This is a genomic window from Pseudomonas sp. AM8 (assembly GCF_036346475.1).
Taxonomy (GTDB): Bacteria; Pseudomonadota; Gammaproteobacteria; order Pseudomonadales; family Pseudomonadaceae; genus Aquipseudomonas; species Aquipseudomonas marginalis.
This window is the reverse complement of sequence record NZ_JAOTNX010000014.1, coordinates 1-21,812: the sequence shown is the minus strand read 5'-3', so window position 1 is coordinate 21,812 and position 21,812 is coordinate 1. Positions and strand designations below refer to the sequence as shown.

The following is a 21,812-nucleotide window of genomic DNA, read 5'->3' as shown; positions in this document are numbered from 1 at the left end:
AATCACTCGCAGGATCAATGGGCGTGCTCGGCCGAGCCCTTGCCCAATTCGGACTTGAGGATGAAGCTGCCGGTGGTGGCCACCTGAGCACCGGCCTCCAGGCCCTGGCGCACTTCGACGTAGCCGTTTTCACTGGCGCCAAGCTCAAGATGGCGGGTGATAAAACCGTCAGGCGTGCGTACGAAGACCGAGGGTTTTTCCTCGACGGTCTGGATCGCCGTTTGCGGCACGGTGACCTTGGCCTGGTAGGTGTCCGTGGCCAGTTGCACGGTGACGAACAGTCCTGGGCGCCAGGCGTCGTCGGGGTTGGGCACCGTCACACGCACGGTGGCGGTGCGTGTTTGCTCGCCGAGCAAATTGCCGACATAGGCCACGCTGCCCTGCACATCGGTGCCCATTTCCGTGGAGCTGACTTTCACCGGTTTGCCGAGCCGGACCTTGTTCAAATCCTTGGGAAATACGCCGAAGGTGACCCACACCTGGGACAGGTCAGACAGCGTGAAGGCGTTACTGGTCTCGCTCACCACCTCGCCGACACCGAGGTGCTTTTCCACCACCACGCCTGTGAACGGCGCACGCAGTTCGTAACGATTGCCGCCGGCCAGCACGGTGTTGCCGCTGAGCGCGGTCATCTTTTGGCGGGCATTGTTCAAGGCGATTTCAGCTTCTTGCAGGGTTTGGCGCGCCAGCAGGTAATCCTGCTCGGCGGAGATCTTGTCCTGCCACAACTGGCGTTCACGCTGGAAGGTAATACGCGCCAGTTCAACCCGACGCTCGCTGGCCGCCAGCTCACTGCGCTGGTCGGAAATCTGCTGGCTGGCGATCACCGCGAGCAGCTCGCCCTTCTTCACCGCCTGGCCAAGATTGACCTTCACGGATTCCACCACACCGGCCGCGCGCGGGACGATATGCGAGGTGCGGTCTTCGTCGAAACGCACCTCCCCCGGCAGCGTCAGCAATGTGCTGATCGACCGGGGTTGGGCCTCGGCGAGCTCGATACCGGCGGCCTGGATTTGTTGTTCAGTCAGCTCGAGCATGCCTTCTTCTTCCTCGGCGTTGGCCACGCCGGACAGCATCAGGCCCAAGGCGACGGCAAGCGCCACGCCGTGTCGTTTATTCATAAGGCACTCCAGAAAAAATCAAAACCGGGCGAGGTCGCCGTAAATCCGTTCGATGCGCAGCCAGGCATCGGTGGCCTGGGCGGTGGCCGCAAGGTATTGGGTGCGCGCCGCGATCAGGGTGCGCTGGGCGTCGAGCACGTCGAGGAAGTTGAACTTGCCCATCTCGAAGCCGCGGGTGGCGCTGTCCACCGCGCGTTGGGCGGCGGGCAGGATCTGCTGGTTGAATGCGCGCACTTCGCTGTTCGCGGTTTGCCACAGGTCCAGGGCCTGGCGCGTTTCGGTACGCAGGCGCAATTCGGCAGCGTTGCGCTGGTCGCGGGCCTGATCGGCACGGCGCGTGGCGGCAAGTACGTTGCCCTGGTTGCGGCTGAACAACGGAATCGGCATCGACACGCCGACCAGGTTCACCCGCTCGCGCACACTGGCGTCGTACTGGCTGCCGATGGACACATCCAGGTCGGGAACGCGCTGGGCTTTTTCCAGGCCCACGCTGGCTTCGTTCTGCACGATCTGCAGTTCGGCCAGGCGCAGTTCGGCGGTCTGCTCAAGGCGCGCCAACAGTTGTGTGGCGGACGGCAACGGCGGTGTGGAGTGGCTTGGCGTGGAGACAGTCTGGAAGTCGGTCGCCGCGCTGCCGGTACTGGCGGCCAGGCGGCGATAGGCGTCGGTGAGGCCCATGTGTGCGCGATTGAGTTCGAGGCGGATCTCCGACAACTGCACCTGGGCCCGCGTGGCTTCCACCGGTGAGGATTTGCCGGCAGTCACGCGGCCGTTGGCGACCACCAGCCCGCGCTCGGCCAAGGCCAGGGAGCGTTGCGCCAGGTCGAGACGTTCCTGGGCACGCAGGGCACCGTAATAGCCGTCGATCACCTCGGCGCGCAGCGTGTTGCGGCGCTGTTCCAAGGCCAGTACGGCGGCGTCCTGGGCACGCGTCGCCACGTCAATGCGGGCACCGCGCTTGCCGCCCAGTTCCAGGGTTTGGCTGAGCTTGAGGGTGGTGGTACGCGTATCGCGACGTGTGTCTTCGGCATCCCAGGACGCCACCGGATTGGGGATCAACCCGGCCTGCTGGCGACCGCCCGCGGCGATCTCGATTTCCCATTGCGCGGCCGCCAGGTCGGGGTTGTTGGCGAAGGCGGTTTGCAGGGCCGCGTCGAGGGTGAGGGTTTGTGCCTGGGCAATGCTGGCGGCTCCCCACAACAGCGTCGCCCCCACCAGCTTTCTAACGGAAATTGCCATAACGAGAGTTCCACGCCCATAAAGTAAAAGCCGGGAGAATGTAGCGTTCGCGACTTATCAAAGCGGTGGAGCAAAGATTACAAATCCGACAGCAATGGCTCTGGGGCGGGCGTTATCAGGTATGCTTTTGGACCAGGAAACAAAAAGAAACAATTTTCCCAACCTGTTCGATAAGGAGTCTCGCCTTGGCGTTATCGACTGCCGCGTGGATGGTTCACGACACCCGTCTCATGCTCTGCGTACTGCTGGCCATCGCCAGCATCATCGTGCTGATCAGCGCGACCAAGTTGCCGCCGTTCCTGTCGATCCTGATCGGCACCTTTATCGCCGGGGTCGGCGCCGGGTTGCCAGCGGAAGAAGTGGCCAAGGCCTTCAGCAAGGGCGCCGGGGCGATCCTCGGTGAAGCCGGGATCATCATTGCCCTGGGCTCGATGCTGGGTGCGCTGATGGCGGAATCCGGCGCGGCCGACCGCATCGCCACCACCCTGCTCGGGCTGGGCAAGGGCAAGTCGTTGCCATGGGTGATGGCGCTGGTGGCGATGGTGATCGGCCTGCCGCTGTTCTTCGAAGTGGGCCTGGTGATGATGGTGCCGATCATCTTTGTGATGGCCAAACGTTCGAACCAGCCGCTGTTGAAAATCGCCATCCCGGCGCTGGCGGGCATGACCACCTTGCACGCCTTGATGCCACCGCACCCGGGGCCGCTGATTGCGGTGGGCGCGTTGCACGCCGACCTGGGCCTGACCATGTTGCTGGGCTTTTGCCTGGCGGTGCCGGCCGTGATCCTCGCCGGGCCGCTCTATGGCAACTGGCTGTCCAAGCGCCTGCATGTGGATGAGCCGGCCGACATCGGCGCGCTGTTCAGCGCCCCGCCCAAGGCCCCGCGCCAGCCGAGCTTTGGCGTGTCATTGCTGATCATTCTGTTGCCGGTGATTCTGATGCTCGGCAGCACCTTGGCCAAAGTCGCGCTGCCAGCGGAAAGCAGCGTGGGCCTGACCCTGAAATTCCTCGGCGAACCGCTGATCGCCCTGGGCCTGGCGGTGATCGCCGCCGTGATCTGCCTGGGCTGGGCCGCCGGGATGCCGCGCGCTGAGGTCGGCAACACCCTGCGCAAGGCCCTCGCGCCCATCGCCGTGTTGCTGCTGACCATCGGCGCCGGCGGCGGCCTCAAGCAAACCTTGCTGGATGCCGGCGTCAGCCAAACCATCAGCAAAGTCGCCGAAGGAGCGCACATGCCGTACCTGCTGCTGGCCTGGTTGATCGCCGTGGCGCTGCGCCAGGCCACCGGCTCGGCTACGGTCGCCACCACCACGACCGCCGGCATCCTCGCGCCGATGATGGCCGGGTTGGCGGCGACACAAAGCTCACTGGTGGCGCTGGCGATCGGCGCAGGTTCGGTGTTCTTCTGCCACGTCAATGATGCGGGGTTCTGGATGGTGCGCGAGTACTTTGGCTTGCAGCTGAAGCAGACGATTTGGGTGTGGTCGGTGTTGCAGACGATTGTTTCGGTGGTCGGGTTGGTCGGTACGCTGGTGCTGTGGCACTTCTTGACCTGACCTTCAGGCCGCCAAGGTGTGGCGCTTGCCAAACAGCGCTACACACCCCCCCCCCACCGCGCCCATAACCACGCAATACCCCACGCAAATCCACGGGCTGGTCGGCATCAGCGCGATCAGCATCAGCGGCGTGGTACTCGCCCACAGTGCGTAAGCGATGTTGTAGGTGAAGGAAATGCCCGACACCCGCACCTGCGCCGGAAACAGGCCGACCATCACCGACGGCACCGCGCCCACTACCCCGCAACTCAAGCCCGCGACCGCGTACGCCGCGCCGAGCCAGATGCCGCCGCTGATCAGGCTGGCGTACAGCAGGAAAATACCCACCGGCAGCAGCAGGCTGTAGACCAGCACCGCGCGCCAGGCGCCGATGCGGTCCACCAGCAGGCCGGCGAGGACGCAGCCGATATTCAGGAAGACGATGCCCAGGGCGCTCAAGGCAAAGGTGTGGCTGGGGCTCATGCCGAAGGTTTTCTGCATCATGGTCGGGGTGATGACCACCAATACCACTACGGCGGAGGTGAGCACGCAGGTGAGGATCATCGCCGGCAACAGTACGGCGCGATGGTCACGCAGTACGGTGCGCAGCGGCAGCTCGGCAGCGGCCTGGCGGCGGGCCTGCATTTCGAGGAAGACCGGGGTTTCGCTGAGCCAGCGCCGCAGCCACACGCCGATCACGCCGAACACACCGCCGAGCAGGAAGGGGAAGCGCCAGGCGTAGTCGAGGATTTCGGCCGGGGTGAAGACCTGTGCCAGCAGCGTGGCAGTCAGCGCACCGAGCAGGTAGCCGAAGGTCAGGCCGGCTTGCAGGAAGCCCAGGGCATAACCACGATGGTTGCGCGGTGCGTGTTCGGCGACGAAGGTCCAGGCGCTGGGTACTTCACCGCCCACCGCCGCACCTTGCAGCACGCGCAGCACCAGCAGGATCAGCGGTGCGAAATAACCGATCTGTGCGTAGGTGGGCATGATCCCGATCAGCAGGCACGGCAACGCCATCATCAGGATGCTCAGGCTGAACACGCGCTTGCGCCCCAGGTGATCGGCGAAGTGCGCCATCAGGATGCCGCCCAGCGGACGCGCGAGGTAGCCGGTGACGAAGATGCCGAAGCTTTGCAGCAGGCGCAGCCACTCGGGCATTTCCGCCGGGAAGAACAGTTGGCTGAGGGTCAGCGCGAAGAACACAAAGATAATGAAGTCGTAGATTTCCAAGGCGCCGCCCAGGGCGGCCAGGCCCAGGGTCTTGTAGTCGGAGCGGGAAAAACGCTGCGCCTGTGGAACAGAGGTGGCAGTCATGTTGAGGCTCGGCAGACAAACAAAATGGCGTGCAGGTTATGAGCTGCGCCAGTTGATGGCAATCGCGGCAGATATATTTGTTTTCCTCATGGATCGATGAAGATAACTGCATTCCCATATCAATGGCCGTGGAGGAACATGCCGAAAAATTGCCGACACCATAATAAATACAAGAGGAAAGACTCGTGGCCGATGCTATCGAAGAAAGCCGCTATGCCCGCTTTGCCCTGCGCTGCTCGAACTTTGCCGAGCGCTGGTTCCCCGACTCCTGGGTGTTCGCCGCCCTCGCCGTGATCATCGTCGCCGTGGCGACCCTGGGCATGGGCGCCGCGCCGACCGAAGCCGCCAAGGCCTTTGGCGACGGGTTCTGGAGCCTGATCCCGTTCACCATGCAAATGGCCTTCGTGGTGATCGGTGGCTACGTGGTCGCCAGCTCGCCACCGGCGGTCAAGCTGATCGACCGCCTGGCGCGTATCCCGAAGAACGGCCGCTCCGCCGTGGCGTGGGTCGCGTTGATTTCCATGGTGGCGTCATTGCTCAACTGGGGCCTGTCCCTGGTGTTCGGCGGCTTGCTGGTGCGTGCGCTGGCCCGTCGTACGGATTTGCGCATGGACTACCGTGCTGCGGGTGCGGCGGCCTATCTTGGGTTGGGCGCGGTGTGGGCGCTGGGGCTGTCGTCGTCAGCCGCACAATTGCAGGCCAACCCGGCCAGCTTGCCGCCGTCGATCCTGTCGATCACCGGGGTGATCCCGTTTACCGACACCATCTTCCTGTGGCAATCCGGCGTGCTGTTGCTGGCACTGATCGTGGTGTCGCTGATCATCGCCTACGCCACCGCGCCCGGCCCCAACAGCGCCCGTGACGCCAAGGCCTGTGGCGTCGACCCGGCCTTCAACCTGCCCAAGCTGCAACCACCGGGCCGCCCCGGCGAATGGCTGGAACACAGCCCGTTGCTGACCATTCTGCTGGCATTGCTGGCGGCGGGCTGGTTGTTCCATGAGTTCTCGACCAAGCCGGCGATCAGCGCGATTTCGGGGCTGAACACCTACAACTTCCTGTTCATCATGGTCGGTGCCCTGCTGCACTGGCGCCCGCGCAGTTTCCTCGATGCGGTGGCCCGTGCAGTGCCGACCACCACCGGCGTGTTGATCCAGTTCCCGCTGTACGGCTCGATTGCGGCGCTGATGACCGTGGTCAAGGGCGGCGACGGCCAGACCCTGGCGCACCATATCTCGACCTTCTTCACGTCCATCGCCTCCCACGACACGTATGCACTGCTGATGGGCGTGTACTCGGCAGTGCTGGGCTTCTTTATTCCGTCAGGCGGCGGCAAGTGGATCATCGAAGCGCCTTATGTGATGCAAGTGGCCAATGACCTGCAATACCACCTGGGCTGGGCGGTGCAGATCTACAACGCGGCCGAGGCGCTGCCGAACCTGATCAACCCGTTCTACATGCTGCCGTTGCTGGGAGTGCTGGGGTTGAAGGCGCGGGATTTGATCGGGTTTTCGTTTGTGCAGTTGCTGGTGCACACGCCGCTGGTGTTGTTCCTGTTGTGGGCGTTGGGGACGACGTTGAAGTATTTGCCGCCCGTCATGCCGTAGGATCAGTTGCAAGCTTCAAGTCGTTAGCTTCAAGCTTGTAGCTTGAGGCTGATGGCTTGCAGCTGTCTTCGTTCCGTCACATTGCATTGCTACCGTCCTGCGAAATATCTTGCAACATCTCGCCAGCAAGGACTCCCCGCAATGAGTGATGATCACGAAGACCGCCCTTCCCCCGATTCCGTAGCCCAACCGCCGGTAGACACCGGCCGTCGGCGCTTCCTGGGGGGCGCGGCGGTGTTGGGGGTTGGCGCGACCTTGAGTGCCTGCGGCAACAGCAGTGAGACGCCGGGCAAGCCGGTAGCGCGGCCGCTCACGCCCCAGGAGCTGGACAAGGCATTGCACGACCAGGTGAAGACCGTGGTGGTGATCTATGCCGAGAACCGCAGCTTCAACAACCTGTTTGCGGACTTCCCAGGCGTTGAGAAACCGCTGTCGGCGCTTTCCGCCGCCGACACACAGCAACGCGACCGCGACGGCAGCCTGTTGACCACCCTGCCCCCGGCCTGGGGCGGTGTGCTGCAAGTGGGCCCGCAAAGCGTGGACGGGGTGACTTACCCCAGCGAAGTGCAATTCCAGGAAAACCTGCCCAACGCCCCGTTCGCCCTCAAGGGCCCGAACGCCGAAGACCTGCCGTTGAGCCTGGTCACCCGCGACTTGTGGCACGTGTTCTACCAGAACCAGATGCAGATCAACGGCGGCAAGAACGACGGTTTCGTCGCCTGGGCCGACTCCGGCGGCCTGGTCATGGGCCATTACGCCCAAAGTCGCTATTCCCTGCGCCTGTGGGACGTGGCCAAGGAGTTTGTGCTCTGCGATAACTTCTTCCAGGGGGCGTTTGGTGGCTCGTTCCTCAACCATCAATACCTGATCAGCGCCACCGCGCCGTTCTACCCGAATGCCGCGCAGTCGGTGGCCAAGGCGCAGATCGCCACGCTGCAAAGCGATGACCCCACCGACCCGCGTCTCAAGCCGCTGGATAAATCCCCGGCGAGCGCCATGACCGGCCCGCCGCAGTTCGGCCCCAGCGCGCTGACCCCGGACGGTTACGGCGTGAACACCCTGGCGCCGCCGTATTGGCCGACCTGGATTCGTGACCCGGAAAACCCGGACTACGCAAAAGCCGACCTGCCCAACGTACTGGTGCCGCAGACCCATGAGCACATCGGCGACAAGCTGTCGAAAAAGAACGTCGACTGGGCGTGGTACGCCGGGGCATGGCAGGCAACGCTGGATCAGTTCAAGGATTCGGGCGGTATCCCGAAGATCCCTAACTTCCAGTACCACCACCAGCCGTTCAACTATTTCAAGCAGCAGGGCCCCGAGAACCGTGCCGAGCGTGACAAGCGCCTGCGCGATGGCGGTTTGGGCGATGAGGCGAGCACCAATAAGTTCTTCGCCGATGCCCAGGCCGGCAAGCTGCCAGCCGTGAGCTTCTACAAGCCCCAGGGCAACCTGAATATGCACGCCGGTTACGCCGACGTGGCGTCGGGCGACCGCCATATCGTCCGCGCCTTGAAGGTGCTGCAGGAAAGCCCGCAGTGGAAAAACATGGTGGTGGTGGTGACCGTCGATGAAAACGGCGGCTGGTGGGACCACGTCGCCCCGCCCAAAGGCGACCGCTGGGGCCCAGGCACACGGGTTCCGGCGCTGGTGGTCTCGCCCTTCGCGCGCAAAGGCACCGTGGACCATACGGTGTACGACACCGCGTCGATCCTGCGCTTGATTACGCGGGTCTTCCAGCTGGAGACCCTGGACGGGCTCAAGCAACGCGATGACGCCATGATTGCCCGAGGCCAGAAACCCATGGGGGATTTGAGCAACGCGTTGCAGTTCAGCGTGTAGGACGCTTATCCAATAGCGACATGCCTGGCGATTTAGCACGCGGTTTTCCTGGCCAACCGCTACTGTGAGGAGGTGGGCTTTCACCCCGCGCAGACGGGCTTTCGCTGACAAGGAATCAAGTATGTTCAAACCGACCAGGTTGTCCTTCACCCTGGCCGCACTGATGGCCAGTGCGGTCGTACACGCCGACATCGAAGTGCCGCTGGGCAGCACTCAACGGGTGACCCAGTTGTTCGCTTACCCCAATAACTGCAATGTGATCTGCTTTCGGCCGTGGACGCTGGAGCAGACCGCCGAGCACTACCTGAACCAAAGCCTGCAGCGCGATGGCTACAGCCGAGCCAAGGTCAGCGTCAAGAACCATGAAGGGCAGCTCGCCGCGACCTTCAGCGGTGTACCCGACAGTTACGGCCAGCCCCTGACCGCGCTGCTCAATACCGCTGACCTGGCCTACCAGGGCGCGAGCAGACTCAACAGCGACGGCAAGTGGGCGTACAACTGGTACCTGTTCCTGCCACTGGGCATGGCCCTGGAAAACCGCAAGAGCATCGAGTTGCTGCATTTCCCGCCGGATTATTCGCTGACCCAGGCCCAGGATTACCTGGAGTCGGCCACCACCGACCGCTGGGCCAGCCTGCTCACCGATAACGGCGTGCCGGCCACCGAAACCCCGGCCTACCAGACCATCATCGATATCGCCCCCATCGCCGCCCCTTCCAATGCGGGCAAGGACCTGGAGAACGTCTACGGCTACTTCACCGACTACCAGACCCGCATGGTCAGCGAACTGAGCCTGCACCCCAACGGCTCGCTGCCAATGGTCGCGTTCGGCGCGCCGGTGCGCAGTTGGATCAAGCAGCAATACGGACAAACCGTGGGTGTACTGGGCCTGGCGCAGATCAGCCCTGCCGCGGGCAAGACCGTCTCGGTGCTGGGCGCCAACCACCCCAGCTACATCTGGTACGCGGCCAGCCCGGACACCTATGACGGTAACGAGCAGAAAGCCGACGACGCGGGTTTAAAAGTGATGGGCCAGGACTTGAGCGCCGCCTGCTGGCAGGCCGGAATGGGCCAGAAACCCGCGAGCGATCCGAATGTGCTGCTCAAGGCCTGCATGAACACCTGGCAGGTCACGCGCAAAGAGCAGACCTGCGAATTGTTCTACACCTCGGTGCGCAACCTGACCCCGGAACAGGCGAACGCCAAATGCGCCACGCCTTCGATCAAGACGCAGCTCAAGCAACTGAAGAACGCAGCGCCCGCCCCCAGCATCATGGCGCCTGCGCTGTAGACAGCAGAAAATCCGATTTCTACTGTCAAAGTTGACAGTAGAAATCGGCTCCACGTTCAGCGAGTCTTGAGCCGGGCCCATCCGCTGCAAGACTGGTAGTCAGCCACCATCCGCAGGTCGATGCAGCCTAACCAAGGAGAGTTATGAAAACTCAAGCCATGGACCAGGCTAAAACCACTGTGAGTGATGGTTTGTACCCGTTCAAGACACTGCTCGTTGAACAGGGCTATCCCTCGGCCAAGCACTTTAAGGTTGAGCGCGACGGCGGCGGCGTCAGGGCTCGCGTGGGTTTCGACGGCCGCGTGCGCATTGCCCGGGTGTCCGGTTACGCCGTGAACGAGCGACGCCCACGTACGCTGCAGCTGTCCGCCCGCATCCACCTGTATGACAGCTGGTTCTGCGGCCTGCTGCGACACTCCTGCAACCCGAATGTGTTTTTCGACACCACCTACCTGGAGCTATGGACCGTGCAGCCCATAGTCGCTGGCGCCCCGCTGACCCTGGACTACGCCAGTACCGAGGACGCCTTGTTCCGACAGTTCGCCTGCCAATGCGGCGAGCTGAACTGCCGGGGCTGGATCACCGGCAGCACAGAGTGTTTGAACGCCGAAGGCCAGGCGTTCATGACCCATTGGCGCGACCGCAAACGGCCTTAGGCTTCGCCCAGCGGACGCAGGCGATACTGCGGAGGCAGCTGCTCGAAGCCACTGATGGTGGTGTTCAAGCTTTTCCAACGGCCGTCCTTGATGCCGTAGATGCAGCCGTGGATAGACAGGCTCTGCCCACGGTGCCAGGCATTTTGCACAATGCTGGTGTGGCCGACGTTGGCCACCTGCTGGATCACGTTCAGCTCGCACATGCGGTCCACACGTTCCTCTTCGGTCGGCAGTTGGGCCAGCACGTCACGGTTTTCGTAGTAGAGATCGCGGATGGTGCGCAGCCAGCCGTCGATCAGGCCGAACTGGCGGTCCTGCATCGAGGCGCGCACGCCGCCGCAGCCATAGTGGCCGGTGACGAGGATATGTTTGACCTTGAGTACATCGACCGCGTACTGGATCACCGACAGGCAATTGAGGTCAGTGTGCAGCACCACGTTGGCCACGTTGCGGTGTACGAACAGATCACCGGGCAGCATGCCGACGATCTCGTTGGCCGGTACCCGCGCATCGGAACAACCGATCCACAGGTATTCAGGGGTCTGCTGGCGGGCGAGCTTGGCGAAGAATTCGGGATCTTCCTGTTTGATCGCATCCGCCCAGCGTTCGTTGTTATCAAGCAGGTCTTGTAGTTCGTTCATCAGGGAAAGCCTCAGGAATGATGCGCAGCTTTGACAGACGACCGCCCGTCCGGGTCACGCCGATGATAAAGATAGCCGGCGGGCAATTACTTGAATCTTGGGGGGCCATGCCTGTCCACACACTATAAGCCCCACAGTATGAGGATTGGCCATGACTGAATCACGACGTCCCTACGGCGCTACACAGCCCGAACCGATTGACGACAACGAAGACCGCATGGGCTCGATGCGCGAGCTGGATTTTGACGAGGAAGAACCGACGGCGGAGATTGGCAATGAGATCCCCCGTGGCGAGCGAGAACAGCTGATGCCCGACGAACGGGTGCGCGAGGCCGGACTGACCGGGGCTTCAACGGCTGATCATGAGTCGACCGATGATGATATGAGCCCGGAAACCCTGATCCATGAAGACGGTGCGCGGGACGCTCGGGAGGCGGCGGAAGACAACCCGGCGGATTTTGACCTGAGCATTGTCGATGAAGATGACATTGGCGGCGGAAATGGCCTGGATGAAGCGGAACTGGCTGATCTGGACCCGGTAGACGGAAACCGCTGACACTGCGCAAATCCAAATGTGAGAGGGGCGGTGCGACGATTCGACTTGCCCCTCCCACATTGGTTCGTGTGTTTAATCGACCAGGGTGCAGGCCATGACGACCGCATCTTCGCGCCCGCCGACAGCCGGGTAGTAGTCCCGGCGACGCCCAATCTCGTTGAAGCCATAGCGCTCATAGAGGCGGAACGCTCCGGTATTGCTGTCGCGCACTTCCAGGAAGCATTCCCGCGCGTTGGCGGCATAGGCGCGGGACATCAGGTGTTCCAGCAGTGCCAGGCCCAGGCCACGGCCCTGGTTTTCCGGCTTGACGGTGATGTTCAGCAAATGCGCTTCATCGAGGATGATCTGCACCACGCCGTGGCCTACCTGCTGCTCGCCTTCGAACATCAGCCAGATCTGGTACTTGCCCAGCCCGTCGAGAAAGATCCCCCGGGTCCAGGGATGGCTGAATGCCGCGTATTCGATTTTCAGCACGGCGTCGAGGTCGGCCTCGGTCATCGGGCGGAAGGATAAAGCCTCACTCATCGGTTGTTTTCCAGCGCGCCATCAGCCGGCGCATGGCTTGCCAGACATCAGCCTTACGCTGTGGCTCTTCCATTAATAATTCCAGGCCCGGCAGGGCCCATACAGAGCCCAGGCCCTCGACCTGCAGTTCGCGGTACCAGAACTCGGCATTCGCTTCGCCGGCAAACCGTACGGCGGGCAGGCCGATCAACCACAGGCACACACAAGGTTCGTCTTCCAGGCGTGCCGAGACGAAGCCTTGCACAAAATCCCGCGCCGCTTCCGGGCCCTGGTCCATGGTGCCGCGCACCAGCAGTGGCCAACGTACCGGGTCGCCGACGATTTGCGGGCTGTCGGGCAGGCCGGCGGCGCGCAGCATGTCCTTGAGCAGCATGTAGGCAGGATCGCGGGTCTGGAAGCGCTCGCCGGTGGGTAACTCCACCAATAGCAGGCAGCGCCCGGCCCGCAGCAGTTGCAGGGCGAAACGCGGTGGCGGCACCACCGGAGCCTTGACCACCGGGGCTGCCTCTTCGGCCACGACCGGCTTGGCCATGGGTGACGGGCGTGGCACTTCGATCTTGGCGCGCTCGACCGCCGGCCGCGCTTGCGGCACGGGCTTGGTCACCACCACCGGGGCAGCGGCCTCCTCGCCCGAGGTCTCGAACGCCTCATAGGGCTCAAGCGCCTCTAACAGCTCGGGCCGCGATGGCGCGGCAAACGGCAGTTCGGTGCGGGGCAGCCAGTTGACCACCTGCATGGCGGTCAAGTAAGCGCGACGTCGGGACTCGATAAGCACAGCTCGGCCACTTGTGGATAAGTAAAGAGCGGGGATTCTACCGCTGTTCGGTAACAATCGCCCACTGTGCACTGACCGGCTGTGGATAAATCCCGCGCCTGATGCAGTACAATCGCGACTTTTAATCGCCAACCAGCCGGCCATTCCCATGATCGAACCCAAGCGCGTCCTGCGCGCCCTCGCCGAACACTGGGCCTTACTTGAGCCACTGTGCGAACACTTCGACCAAGGCACCCTCAGCCTGAGCGAGCTGCGCGCACAACTGGCCGCCCAACAACTGGACAGCACGCCCCAGGACATCACCAGCCTGCTGGACGTGTGGATTCGCCTGGACATCCTGGTGCCTGTCGCCAAGAGCCCGAACCGTTTCGAGCTCAATGCGCAGATCCATGACTTCCTGGCCTATCTTCGCAAGGAACACCGGCTTGGCCTGTGCCTGGAAATCGAAGCCTACCTGCGCCATCTGGAGCGCCTGGCCGGTTATATCCAGGATGCCTTCGACATCCGTGATGGTCACGACCTGGCCCGCCAACTGCGCCTGCTGGACATGCGCGTACGCGACGTACTGAAAAAACTCGCCAACGACGAACAGGCCCTCGCGGCCGTGGCCGACCGTGCCAAGACCAGCGACCGGCAGATCCCGCTGCGCCAGCGTTACGCCGAAGTCCTGGCGACCTGGGACGAGTACGTCGAACCAATGATCCAGCTGGTGAACGCCGACGGTGCCTTCGAACAAGGCGTGCGCAAGGTGGAAAACGTGCTGCTGCGCATGCTCACCGAGCAACAGCGCCTCGGCCACCTGGTGGACGACGACATGCTGCTGCGCACCCACGCGCGCATCCTCGAAATGCAGACCAGCGCCCAGTTGACCTTGCGGCATGCCCGCGAACTGCTGTTGCCGCTGCGCGAAGAAGCGCGTCGGCACAACGCCGTGACCCGCGGTGCGGCGCTGGCGCTGTCGGCCATCCGCCGTAAGGGCCTGGACGCGGTGCCACAGGCGGCGATGCCGATGTTTACCCGACCGCAAAGCACCTTCCTCGGCAGTGCCAGCCAGGTCGAGGCCTATGTGTATGCCCTGGCGAACTTCGAGCCGAAACCGGCCCGGTTCCCCAAGGCGCACAAATCCCACAAGGGCGAAGCCCAGCGCGCGCCGCGGACGGTCAAGGAAATGCTCGAGCGCTGTGAAGACGCACTGCCGATGCCGGACCTGATGACCTGGCTGCTGGAGCAGGAACCGGACGGTGCCACCGACGAATTGCTGTACTGGTTCTCGCGGCTCTCGCGGGAGAAACGCTTCAAGCGCGAGCGCCTGGAACGCCGCGACTACCACACACACGAGCACCAGGTCAGCCTGCGCTCATTCGCCCTGCTCCCGGCCGGCACCGACGCCGCCGAGCATTCTGCGAGTACACCTCATGCATCTTGATCTATCCGAACTGTCCCAGCTGGCGCCGATCTTTCGCGAGCTGTTCAAGGGTTACCACGTCAGCCGCCGCGACCCCGAGCTGTACGCGCAACTGTCGAACTTCCAGGACCAGTACCGCACGCTGTTCAAGGCCCTGGGCTTTGAGCTGGTGTGCGATACCCGTGGCTTCTACTACTTCGTGCCGGACTCCGCGATTGCCAGTGCGCAGGTCAACAAGACCGCCCAGCGCCTGGCGCTGTTCACCTTCATCATTGTCGAGCACCTGGCCGACCAGGGCCGCGACCCGATCGCCGTGCTCGACGGTGGCAGCCTGGGCCGTGACGAGCTGCCGTCGCTGCTGGAAAAGTACCGCGACCTGTTTATCCAGGCCGAAGTGCAGACCCAGGAAGAACTCGAAGAAAAAATCATGCGCCGTATGACCCAGCTGGGTTTTGCCAGCGAAGACAACGGCATTTACCGCTTCCTGCCGCCGATGCACCGCTTCCTCGACGTGTGCCTTTCGGTGCAGCAGGACCGCGACCTGGCGGCCAGCGTACACAGCGTGTTGCCACTGCCGGTGCCGGTGATCATTGACGAAGACAGCGATGAAAAACTGCTGAAGACCGATGACCCGCTGGACCTCAGCGACTTCGCGGACGAAAGCGAAGAAGACGCACTGGCCCGCGCCATTGCCGAAGAACAGGAGACCGACGCATGAGCAAGGAACGCTACGGCATCCGCCGCTTCGCGCTATTGAACACTGCCGGCTACAGCTTGGGCTTGTTCCCGCTGGAAGAACCGCTGTCGGTGTATGGCGCTAATAACCTGGGTAAATCCGCGTCGATCAACGCCTTGCAGTTCCCGATCCTGGCGCGCATGTCGGACATGAGTTTCGGCAAGTACACCCTGGAGCAATCGCGACGCTTCTACTTCGCCACCGACACCAGCTACATCCTGGTGGAAGTCTCCCTGCCCCATGGCCCCCACGTAATCGGCGTGGTCGGGCGCGGCCCGGGCGGTGGTTTCGGGCACCAGTTCTTTGCCTACGCCGGCAAGCTGGACCTGGCCCACTATCAGAAAAACGACACCTGCCTGCGTCAGAAGGAGCTGTTCACCAACCTTGAGCGCGAAGGCCTGAAAGCCTACGAACTCAAGCCGGATGAACTGCGCCGTTTGCTGGTGGGTGGTCATACGTCGATCCCGCTGGACCTGACCCTGATCCCGCTGCGCTCCACCAGTGAGCAAAGCCTGAAAACTTTCCGCGCGTTGTTTATCAACCTGCTGCACATGCGCGAAATCACCGCGGCCAAGCTCAAGCAGCTGTTCCTCGATGCGTTCGAGCACAGCCTGCGTTCGGGTAGTGTGGATTACATCGCAGCGTGCGAAGAAGCCTTCCGCGATGTGCGACGCATGGAGCAGGACTACAACGCCCTGGTCGCTGCCGGCCCGCTGGTGGAAGCCCTGGCCAATGGCGTTCGCCAGCGCGACGCCCTGCGCGGCAAGCTGCATCGCCTGTCGCCGCTGCTGGATTCGCTGCTCGGCACCTGGTCGGACTATGCCAGTGCGCGCAAGGAAGAGCTGACCATCCAGGCCGAGCACTACCGCAACGAGCAGGACGCACTGCAGAACGACCAGCGTGGCGGCACCCAGGAGCTGATGCGCCTGGAGCGGGAAATCAGCGGCATCCAGCGTTGGCTGGGCGAATTGTCGGTGCTCAAGCATCGCTTTGCCCTGGTGGATGACGTCAAGGTGCTGGAGCAGCAACTGCTGGCGGCCAAGGATGCTCACGATGAACTGGCGGGCGCCCTGGCGCAGTCGCGGCAGTTCAGCGCCGAGGATCTGGACGAGCGTCTGCGTGACCTGGAAAAACGCTTGAAGTCGGTCAAGCAGCAGCTGGATCACGCGGATAACAACAGCTATGCCAAGCTGCGCGAAGAGTTTTCGCAGCAGGACGTCGAGCGCCTGATGCGCCTGTTCAACAGTTCGTTGTTCAGCCTGCCATTGGGTGAACACGGCATCACGCTGGATGAGGACGGCCAGTGGGTCAAATCCCTGGAGCAGATCCTCGATGGCTTCAAGGGCGAACGTTTTGAAGTGCCGGGGCTGTCCATCGACATCTCCCACATCGAACCACCGGCGCTGCAGGCCCTGGCGGACCGCGCAGCGTTGCGCGACCAAAAGGAACGCCTGGAGAAAGAACTCAAGCAGCTGAAAACCCAGCAAGCCGTGGCCTCCGACCGCGCGGCGAGCAAGACCCAGACCGAAGCGCTGTACCAGCAGGTGCTGGACGCGCAAAAGGCGCTGGAAGACTTCCGTCGCGCGCAAACCCTGAGTGCCGAAGAAGGCGAAAAACTGGAAAACCTGGCACAGATGGAAGCGGCCCAGGATGAATTGAAACGTTCCAGCGACGCGTTCACCGAGCGCGTCCAGCAACTGTCCGCCAAGCTGCAACTGGTGGGCCGCCAGATCGGCGATATGGAAGCCAAGCAACGTACGCTGGATGACGCCTTGCGCCGCCGGCAGCTGTTGCCGGCCGACTTGCCGTTTGGCACGCCGTTCATGGACCCGGTCGATGACTCCATGGATAACCTGCTGCCGCTGCTCAATGACTATCAGGACAGCTGGCAGGGCTTGCTGCGTGCCGATGGCCAGATCGAGGCGCTGTACGCTCAGGTGCGCCTCAAGGGCGTGGCCAAGTTCGACAGCGAGGATGACGTAGAGCGTCGCCTGCAATTGTTGATCAACGCTTATGCGCACCGCACCGATGAGGCGCTGACACTGGGCAAGGCGCGCCGGGCGGCGGTCACTGACATTGCACGAACCCTGCGCAATATCCGCAGCGACTACGACAGCCTGGAACACCAGCTGGCGCTGTTCAACCGCGAGATCAACAAGCGTCAGGTGTCCAACCTGCAAAGCTTCCGCATCGTACTCGCGCCGAACAAGGAAGCCCTCAAACATATCGACCAGATCATCCACAGTGCTGGCCAGTACGAAGAAGGCGAAACCCTGTCGGTGTTCGACCTCAGCCAAAGTGCCGAGCAGGACAACAAGAACGAAGAAGCCAAGGAATACCTGGCCCGCTTGGTGGCGGCCAACCATAACCAGTTGGGCCTCAAGGACCTGTTCGAACTGGCTTTCGAGATCACCAAGGTGCACGGTCAGCCGGTGATCCACACCGACATCGACGGCGCGGCGTCCAACGGCACCACCATGACCATCAAGGCGCTGACCAACATGTACTTGTTGCTGCACTTGATGGACCGTGACCAGGCCGGGCGTGTGCGCTTGCCGTACTACCTCGACGAAGCAGCGGATATCGATGAGAAGAACCAGGCGGCGTTGCTGGAAACCAGTTTGCAACTGGGCTTTGTGCCGATCCTCGCCAGTGTGAAGCCACAGGTGTCTGCCCAGGTGGCAATCGACCTGGAAGGCGGCAGCGGGCCGAACGGTATCTACATCGATGAGGCGGACTGGAAGTACATCCGTCGCCATGATGTGGTGAAGGCGACAGTGAATGTGCAGGCGGATGAGCCGGAGCTGGATGAGGTCTGACGTTTTGCGCTGAAATGCAAAAAGGCCGCGATCCGATGGATCGCGGCCTTTTTTGTAGCTTTATTTGCCGAGTGGGATTTTCGGTGCCCAGGTCAGCCATTCCTCTTCGAATTTGTCGAACAGCGGGAACGTCTGCTGCGGCCGCGCGGCGTTGCCCATACGCTCGCCGTCTGGCGTGGCAAAGGCGATACCGCCGGCCACAAGAGTCTCCAGGGACTCGGTGCGCACCGTCGCCCCCTTGAACAGGCCAAAGTCGAGGCCAAAGCCGCTGGTGTTCCAGAAGCGGCTGCCACTGCGTACCAGCGGCGCGTACTTGGGTTCGATCAGGATGTGGATCAGTACACGGTCGGCGGTCTGGCCCAACTCGTAGCCGGTCACTTTGCCCACGGTGACTTCACGGTAGGTCACCGGCACACCTTCCTTCAACGAGCCGCGGCGTGCGGCGCTGAGTGTCAGGCTCAGGCCGGCCTCCTGGCGGACAGCTTCAGGGGGTTGGGCCAGTGCGACGAAGCTCTTCTGCGGACCGGCGTTTTTCGCAGCCGGCTGCACCTCGATGTATTGCCCGGTGACCAGGGTTTCCAGGTTGGAGGTTTTCATCAGGCCCAGTTCTGGCTTGACCACCCAGAACTGGCTGCCGACGCGCGCGATGCGGTCCGCTACTTGGGTAATACGTGCGCTGAGCAGCACCGATTGCATATCGGCACTGAGGTCCACGCTCTCGATCTTGCCCACATCCAGGCCTTTGAAACGTACCGGTGTGCCTGGACGCATACCGTCAGCACGCTCGACCCTGATGGTTACCAGGGTGCCATGCTGATTGGCCGCCTCACGGTCGGCAAACAAGCGGAATCGTGGAATGCGCTTTTTCAGTGGTACGTTCGGCTGCGGTGTTTCGAAGGCAATACCACCGGCCATCAGGCTGGCCAGGGACTCACTCTTCACCTGGATACCACCGGTAAGGCCGCCGGTCAGGGTCACGCCGCTGGCATTCCAGAAACGTGTCGAACCGTTAACCAGGTTTTCGTATTCCTTCTCGATATGAACGCCGATCACCAGCTGCTTGTTCTTGCGCGAGAACTGGTAACTCTGCACCGAGCCGACCTTGACCTGTTTGTAGAGTATCGGGCTGCCGACATCCAGGGAGCCGAGGTTGTCGGTGAACAGCACCATGTGCAGGCCCGGGGAACGCAGGTCCAGCGGTGGCGCCTTGGCGCGGGCGACGAATTCGCGTTGCGGGGCGCTGCCTTTGTCGCCAGGACGAATGGCGATGTAATTACCTTTGACCAGGGCTTCCAGGCCGGTAATGCCGGCCAGCGAGATGGAAGGTTTGACCACCCAGAACTGGGTGTCTTGAACCAGGTAGTCTTCGGCCAATGGGTCGAGGGTCAGCTCGGCGTTGGCGCTGGACAGGTCCGGGTCGATCTTCAAGGTTTTCAGGCTGCCCACCTGAATGCCTTTGTACATCACCGGTGTACGACCGGCTTGCAGGCCTTCGAAGTCCGTGAGCTTGACCTTGGCCTTGATACCGGCAGCGGCCGCATCGAAATCTTCGTACAGGCGGAACGGCAGGCTCGGATCGGTCGGCGGGCTGTCCTTGCGATTCTCCGGCGTGGCGAAGGCAATGCCGCCGGCGACGATACTGGAGAGGGATTCGCTGCGCACCTTCACGCCGGAGAGATTGGCATCGATGCTGATGCCGCTGGCGTTCCAGAAACGGGTGTGTTTGCGCACAAGGTTGGCGTAGGTCGGCTCGATGTAGACCTTGATCTCAACGGTGCTCTGGTCCTCGGAGAGCAAGTAGCTTTTGACCTGGCCGACCTGTATCTGCTTATAGAACACCGGGCTGCCACGGTTGAGCGAGCCGAGGCGGTCGGCCTTGATGGTCAGGTGCAGGCCAGGCTTGGCGTCGGACAAAGGCGGCTCTTCGGAGAGCGCCTTGAATTTGCGTGTGGGCTCACCGTCACCGGGGCTGGCGGCGATGTAGTTACCCGAGACCAGGGTTTCCAGGCCGGTGATACCGGCAAGGCTGACACTGGGCTTGACCAGCCAGAAACGCGTGTTGGTCTTGAGGTATTGCTCGACATCCTTGTTCATCTCGATGGTGGCAATCACCCCGCGATTATTGCCCTCGTCGTCAAGGGCAAGGGTCTTGACCTTACCCACGGACATGCCTTTGTAGACCACTTCGGTTTTGTTGGCCTGGATGCCTTCGCCGCTTTCAAAGCGCACCTGGATCTCAATACCCTGCTGGGAATAGGCACGCCACCCCAGCCAACCGCCGATGATCAAGGCAATCAGGGGAAGAACCCAAATGGCTGACCAGTTGGAGGCCGGGCGGGTTTTAGCTTTAGGCAAATCACTCATGGTCGTCGTCCGACTCCGTGTTATCCCAAATCAGTCGGGGATCAAAAGTTACTGCGGCAAGCATCGTAAGGATCACCACACTGGCGAACGCTGCGGCGCCAAGGTTGGCCTCGACGCTGGCAAGCCGTCCGAAGTTTACGACCGCCACCAGGATGGCGATCACGAAGATATCCAGCATGGACCAGCGGCCAATGAATTCGATAAAGCGGTACATGATAATGCGTTGCTGCGCGGAAAGCGGTTGGTGACGCTGAACCGAGAACAGTAAAAGGCCAATGCCCACCAGCTTGAACGTCGGCACCAGGATGCTGGCGATGAACACCACAGCCGCAATCGGGAACATGCCGTGCTGCACCAGTTGGATGACTCCTGCCATGATGGTGCTGGGCTCGCCCTGGCCGAGGGAATTGACGGTCATGATCGGCAACAGATTGGCGGGGATATACAGAATGGCCGCCGTGATCAGCAAGGCCCAGGTACGGGTGAGGCTGTTGGGGCGACGGGCATGGATCAGCGCACCGCATCGCGTGCAGGTTTGCTCATCGGTGTCAGGCTCTTGTTTGTTCAGCTCGTGGCATTCAGTACAAATCAGAATGCCCGCATCAATCGCCCGCATGATCATCCTCTCCTGACAGTGCTTGCCAGATCTGGTGCGGCGACATCACCACCTCAAGCAGAACCTGAACCATTAATAGGCTGACAAAGCAGACCAGACCCAGGCCGATGGTGATTGAGGCCATGTCGGCGAGTTTCACGATCGCCACCAGTACGCCCATCAAGTAGACCTCCAACATTCCCCAATCTTTCATATGGTGGTAAATGCGGTACAGCAGCAGGCCGTAACTACGGCCGATCTTCCAACGAATACTGAGCAGCACCACCAGCTGGCAAAGCAGCTTGAGCAGCGGAATACCCATGCTGCATAGGAACACCACGGCGGCGACGCCTTGCATCCCGGTATCGAATAGACCGACTACACCACTCCACACAGTGTCCTCTGAGGACTGCCCGAGCAGATTGAGCTGCATGATGGGCAGAAAGTTCGCCGGGACGTACAGCAACAGCGCGGCGAGTACCAGGGCGAGGCTGCGCTCAACGACGTTATGGCGGTGAGCGTAGAGCTCATAACCGCAACGCGGGCATTGGGCTTTTTCACCGAGGGCGAGCACGGGTTTGCGCATCAGCAAGTCGCACTCATGGCATGCCACCAAGTTGTCCAGTGGTAAATCCGACACCTCAAGGGCATCAACCGGATCCGGCATAAATAGGGCTCTGACTCTAAAAAAGGTTAGGTGCCTATTCTAGTGGTCTGGTTCAGAAATAACTGCGCAAATTTGTCGTGCATCTTTCCGCACTTTTCCAGCGCGCAAAACAAAACCCCATCTGCTC

At 62.1% G+C, this 21,812-nt stretch carries 18 protein-coding genes; 9 read left to right on the top strand and 9 right to left on the bottom strand.

Annotated elements, in window-relative coordinates; all coding sequences use genetic code 11:
- Positions 1-14 precede the first annotated feature (14 nt).
- Positions 15-1,121 (bottom strand): efflux RND transporter periplasmic adaptor subunit, encoded by a 1,107-nt coding sequence (locus tag V3W40_RS27920; RefSeq protein WP_137212642.1) that lies wholly within the window; start codon positions 1,119-1,121, stop codon positions 15-17.
- An 18-nt stretch (positions 1,122-1,139) separates the two neighbouring features.
- The gene (locus tag V3W40_RS27915; RefSeq protein ID WP_330216075.1) at positions 1,140-2,360 is read right to left on the bottom strand and encodes a TolC family protein; all 1,221 of its coding nucleotides are present in this window, start codon (positions 2,358-2,360) and stop codon (positions 1,140-1,142) included.
- 185 nt (positions 2,361-2,545) lie between these two features.
- Here V3W40_RS27915 and V3W40_RS27910 point away from each other — a divergent pair, with 185 nt between their 5' ends.
- Entirely contained in the window at positions 2,546-3,916 is a 1,371-nt protein-coding gene (locus V3W40_RS27910) for a GntT/GntP/DsdX family permease (protein WP_092489073.1), read from the top strand.
- 3 nt (positions 3,917-3,919) lie between these two features.
- Here V3W40_RS27910 and V3W40_RS27905 read toward each other — a convergent pair whose 3' ends face one another.
- Positions 3,920-5,209, bottom strand: a complete 1,290-nt coding sequence (locus V3W40_RS27905; RefSeq protein WP_330216074.1) for an MFS transporter — start codon at positions 5,207-5,209, stop codon at positions 3,920-3,922.
- Positions 5,210-5,394: 185 nt separating this feature from the next.
- Here V3W40_RS27905 and V3W40_RS27900 point away from each other — a divergent pair, with 185 nt between their 5' ends.
- The 4 genes from V3W40_RS27900 to V3W40_RS27885 all read left to right on the top strand — a co-directional run bounded on the left by V3W40_RS27900 (position 5,395) and on the right by V3W40_RS27885 (position 10,602).
- A complete protein-coding gene (locus tag V3W40_RS27900) occupies positions 5,395-6,813 on the top strand; it encodes a short-chain fatty acid transporter (protein ID WP_027606949.1) in 1,419 nt (472 codons plus the stop codon).
- A 141-nt stretch (positions 6,814-6,954) separates the two neighbouring features.
- Positions 6,955-8,655, top strand: a complete 1,701-nt coding sequence (locus tag V3W40_RS27895; protein ID WP_065948502.1) for an acid phosphatase — start codon at positions 6,955-6,957, stop codon at positions 8,653-8,655.
- 121 nt (positions 8,656-8,776) lie between these two features.
- A complete protein-coding gene (locus V3W40_RS27890; RefSeq protein WP_065923990.1) occupies positions 8,777-9,946 on the top strand; it encodes a hypothetical protein in 1,170 nt (389 codons plus the stop codon).
- Between the two features lie 143 nt (positions 9,947-10,089).
- The gene (locus tag V3W40_RS27885; RefSeq protein ID WP_065948503.1) at positions 10,090-10,602 is read left to right on the top strand and encodes an SET domain-containing protein-lysine N-methyltransferase; all 513 of its coding nucleotides are present in this window, start codon (positions 10,090-10,092) and stop codon (positions 10,600-10,602) included.
- Here V3W40_RS27885 and can read toward each other — a convergent pair.
- The gene (gene can, locus V3W40_RS27880) at positions 10,599-11,243 is read right to left on the bottom strand and encodes a carbonate dehydratase (RefSeq protein WP_003188288.1); all 645 of its coding nucleotides are present in this window, start codon (positions 11,241-11,243) and stop codon (positions 10,599-10,601) included. The two genes, V3W40_RS27885 and can, sit on opposite strands and share 4 nt — an antisense overlap.
- A gap of 151 nt (positions 11,244-11,394) precedes the next feature.
- Between can and V3W40_RS27875 the strand changes: the two genes are divergently transcribed.
- The gene (locus V3W40_RS27875) at positions 11,395-11,799 is read left to right on the top strand and encodes a serine kinase/phosphatase (RefSeq protein ID WP_065948504.1); all 405 of its coding nucleotides are present in this window, start codon (positions 11,395-11,397) and stop codon (positions 11,797-11,799) included.
- A gap of 72 nt (positions 11,800-11,871) precedes the next feature.
- Here V3W40_RS27875 and rimI read toward each other — a convergent pair whose 3' ends face one another.
- Both rimI and V3W40_RS27865 read right to left on the bottom strand, forming a co-directional pair.
- A complete protein-coding gene (rimI, locus tag V3W40_RS27870; protein WP_003188286.1) occupies positions 11,872-12,324 on the bottom strand; it encodes a ribosomal protein S18-alanine N-acetyltransferase in 453 nt (150 codons plus the stop codon).
- The gene (locus V3W40_RS27865; protein WP_330216133.1) at positions 12,317-13,060 is read right to left on the bottom strand and encodes an energy transducer TonB; all 744 of its coding nucleotides are present in this window, start codon (positions 13,058-13,060) and stop codon (positions 12,317-12,319) included. Before V3W40_RS27865 ends, rimI begins: the two co-directional genes overlap by 8 nt.
- A 187-nt stretch (positions 13,061-13,247) precedes the next feature.
- On the opposite strand from V3W40_RS27865, the gene mksB reads away from it, so the two are divergent.
- Genes mksB through mksF form a run of 3 tightly spaced genes read left to right on the top strand, consistent with a single transcriptional unit; the run spans position 13,248 to position 18,059 of the window.
- Positions 13,248-14,525: an Mks condensin complex protein MksB gene (mksB, locus tag V3W40_RS27860; RefSeq protein ID WP_330216073.1), complete on the top strand. Its 1,278-nt coding sequence runs from the start codon at positions 13,248-13,250 to the stop codon at positions 14,523-14,525.
- Positions 14,515-15,222, top strand: coding sequence for an Mks condensin complex protein MksE (gene mksE, locus V3W40_RS27855; protein ID WP_065923985.1), 708 nt, complete (start codon positions 14,515-14,517; stop codon positions 15,220-15,222). Before mksB ends, mksE begins: the two co-directional genes overlap by 11 nt.
- On the top strand, positions 15,219-18,059 hold the full coding sequence (gene mksF, locus V3W40_RS27850) for an Mks condensin complex protein MksF (protein WP_330216072.1): 2,841 nt from the start codon (positions 15,219-15,221) through the stop codon (positions 18,057-18,059). Before mksE ends, mksF begins: the two co-directional genes overlap by 4 nt.
- 60 nt (positions 18,060-18,119) lie before the next feature.
- Here mksF and V3W40_RS27845 read toward each other — a convergent pair whose 3' ends face one another.
- From V3W40_RS27845 to V3W40_RS27835, 3 genes are read right to left on the bottom strand one after another with little or no spacing between them, the layout of a single operon-like run.
- Positions 18,120-20,423, bottom strand: a complete 2,304-nt coding sequence (locus V3W40_RS27845) for a PqiB family protein (protein ID WP_065923983.1) — start codon at positions 20,421-20,423, stop codon at positions 18,120-18,122.
- Positions 20,416-21,039 carry a paraquat-inducible protein A gene (locus V3W40_RS27840; protein WP_027606959.1) on the bottom strand — a complete coding sequence of 208 codons (624 nt, stop codon included), beginning with the start codon at positions 21,037-21,039 and terminating at the stop codon, positions 20,416-20,418. The genes V3W40_RS27845 and V3W40_RS27840 overlap by 8 nt, the downstream gene beginning before the upstream one ends.
- Positions 21,026-21,685 carry a paraquat-inducible protein A gene (locus V3W40_RS27835; RefSeq protein WP_330216071.1) on the bottom strand — a complete coding sequence of 220 codons (660 nt, stop codon included), beginning with the start codon at positions 21,683-21,685 and terminating at the stop codon, positions 21,026-21,028. Before V3W40_RS27835 ends, V3W40_RS27840 begins: the two co-directional genes overlap by 14 nt.
- Positions 21,686-21,812 lie beyond the last annotated feature (127 nt).

Coding starts and splice junctions, on each gene's coding strand:
- V3W40_RS27845 (WP_065923983.1), bottom strand. CDS start 20,423: ATGAGTGATTTGCCTAAAGCTAAAACCCGCCCGGCCTCCAACTGGTCA.
- V3W40_RS27915 (WP_330216075.1), bottom strand. CDS start 2,360: ATGGCAATTTCCGTTAGAAAGCTGGTGGGGGCGACGCTGTTGTGGGGA.
- V3W40_RS27835 (WP_330216071.1), bottom strand. CDS start 21,685: ATGCCGGATCCGGTTGATGCCCTTGAGGTGTCGGATTTACCACTGGAC.
- V3W40_RS27890 (WP_065923990.1), top strand. CDS start 8,777: ATGTTCAAACCGACCAGGTTGTCCTTCACCCTGGCCGCACTGATGGCC.
- V3W40_RS27865 (WP_330216133.1), bottom strand. CDS start 13,060: ATGCAGGTGGTCAACTGGCTGCCCCGCACCGAACTGCCGTTTGCCGCG.
- V3W40_RS27885 (WP_065948503.1), top strand. CDS start 10,090: ATGAAAACTCAAGCCATGGACCAGGCTAAAACCACTGTGAGTGATGGT.
- mksB (WP_330216073.1), top strand. CDS start 13,248: ATGATCGAACCCAAGCGCGTCCTGCGCGCCCTCGCCGAACACTGGGCC.
- mksE (WP_065923985.1), top strand. CDS start 14,515: ATGCATCTTGATCTATCCGAACTGTCCCAGCTGGCGCCGATCTTTCGC.
- V3W40_RS27840 (WP_027606959.1), bottom strand. CDS start 21,039: ATGCGGGCGATTGATGCGGGCATTCTGATTTGTACTGAATGCCACGAG.
- V3W40_RS27875 (WP_065948504.1), top strand. CDS start 11,395: ATGACTGAATCACGACGTCCCTACGGCGCTACACAGCCCGAACCGATT.
- mksF (WP_330216072.1), top strand. CDS start 15,219: ATGAGCAAGGAACGCTACGGCATCCGCCGCTTCGCGCTATTGAACACT.
- can (WP_003188288.1), bottom strand. CDS start 11,243: ATGAACGAACTACAAGACCTGCTTGATAACAACGAACGCTGGGCGGAT.
- V3W40_RS27905 (WP_330216074.1), bottom strand. CDS start 5,209: ATGACTGCCACCTCTGTTCCACAGGCGCAGCGTTTTTCCCGCTCCGAC.
- rimI (WP_003188286.1), bottom strand. CDS start 12,324: ATGAGTGAGGCTTTATCCTTCCGCCCGATGACCGAGGCCGACCTCGAC.
- V3W40_RS27895 (WP_065948502.1), top strand. CDS start 6,955: ATGAGTGATGATCACGAAGACCGCCCTTCCCCCGATTCCGTAGCCCAA.
- V3W40_RS27920 (WP_137212642.1), bottom strand. CDS start 1,121: ATGAATAAACGACACGGCGTGGCGCTTGCCGTCGCCTTGGGCCTGATG.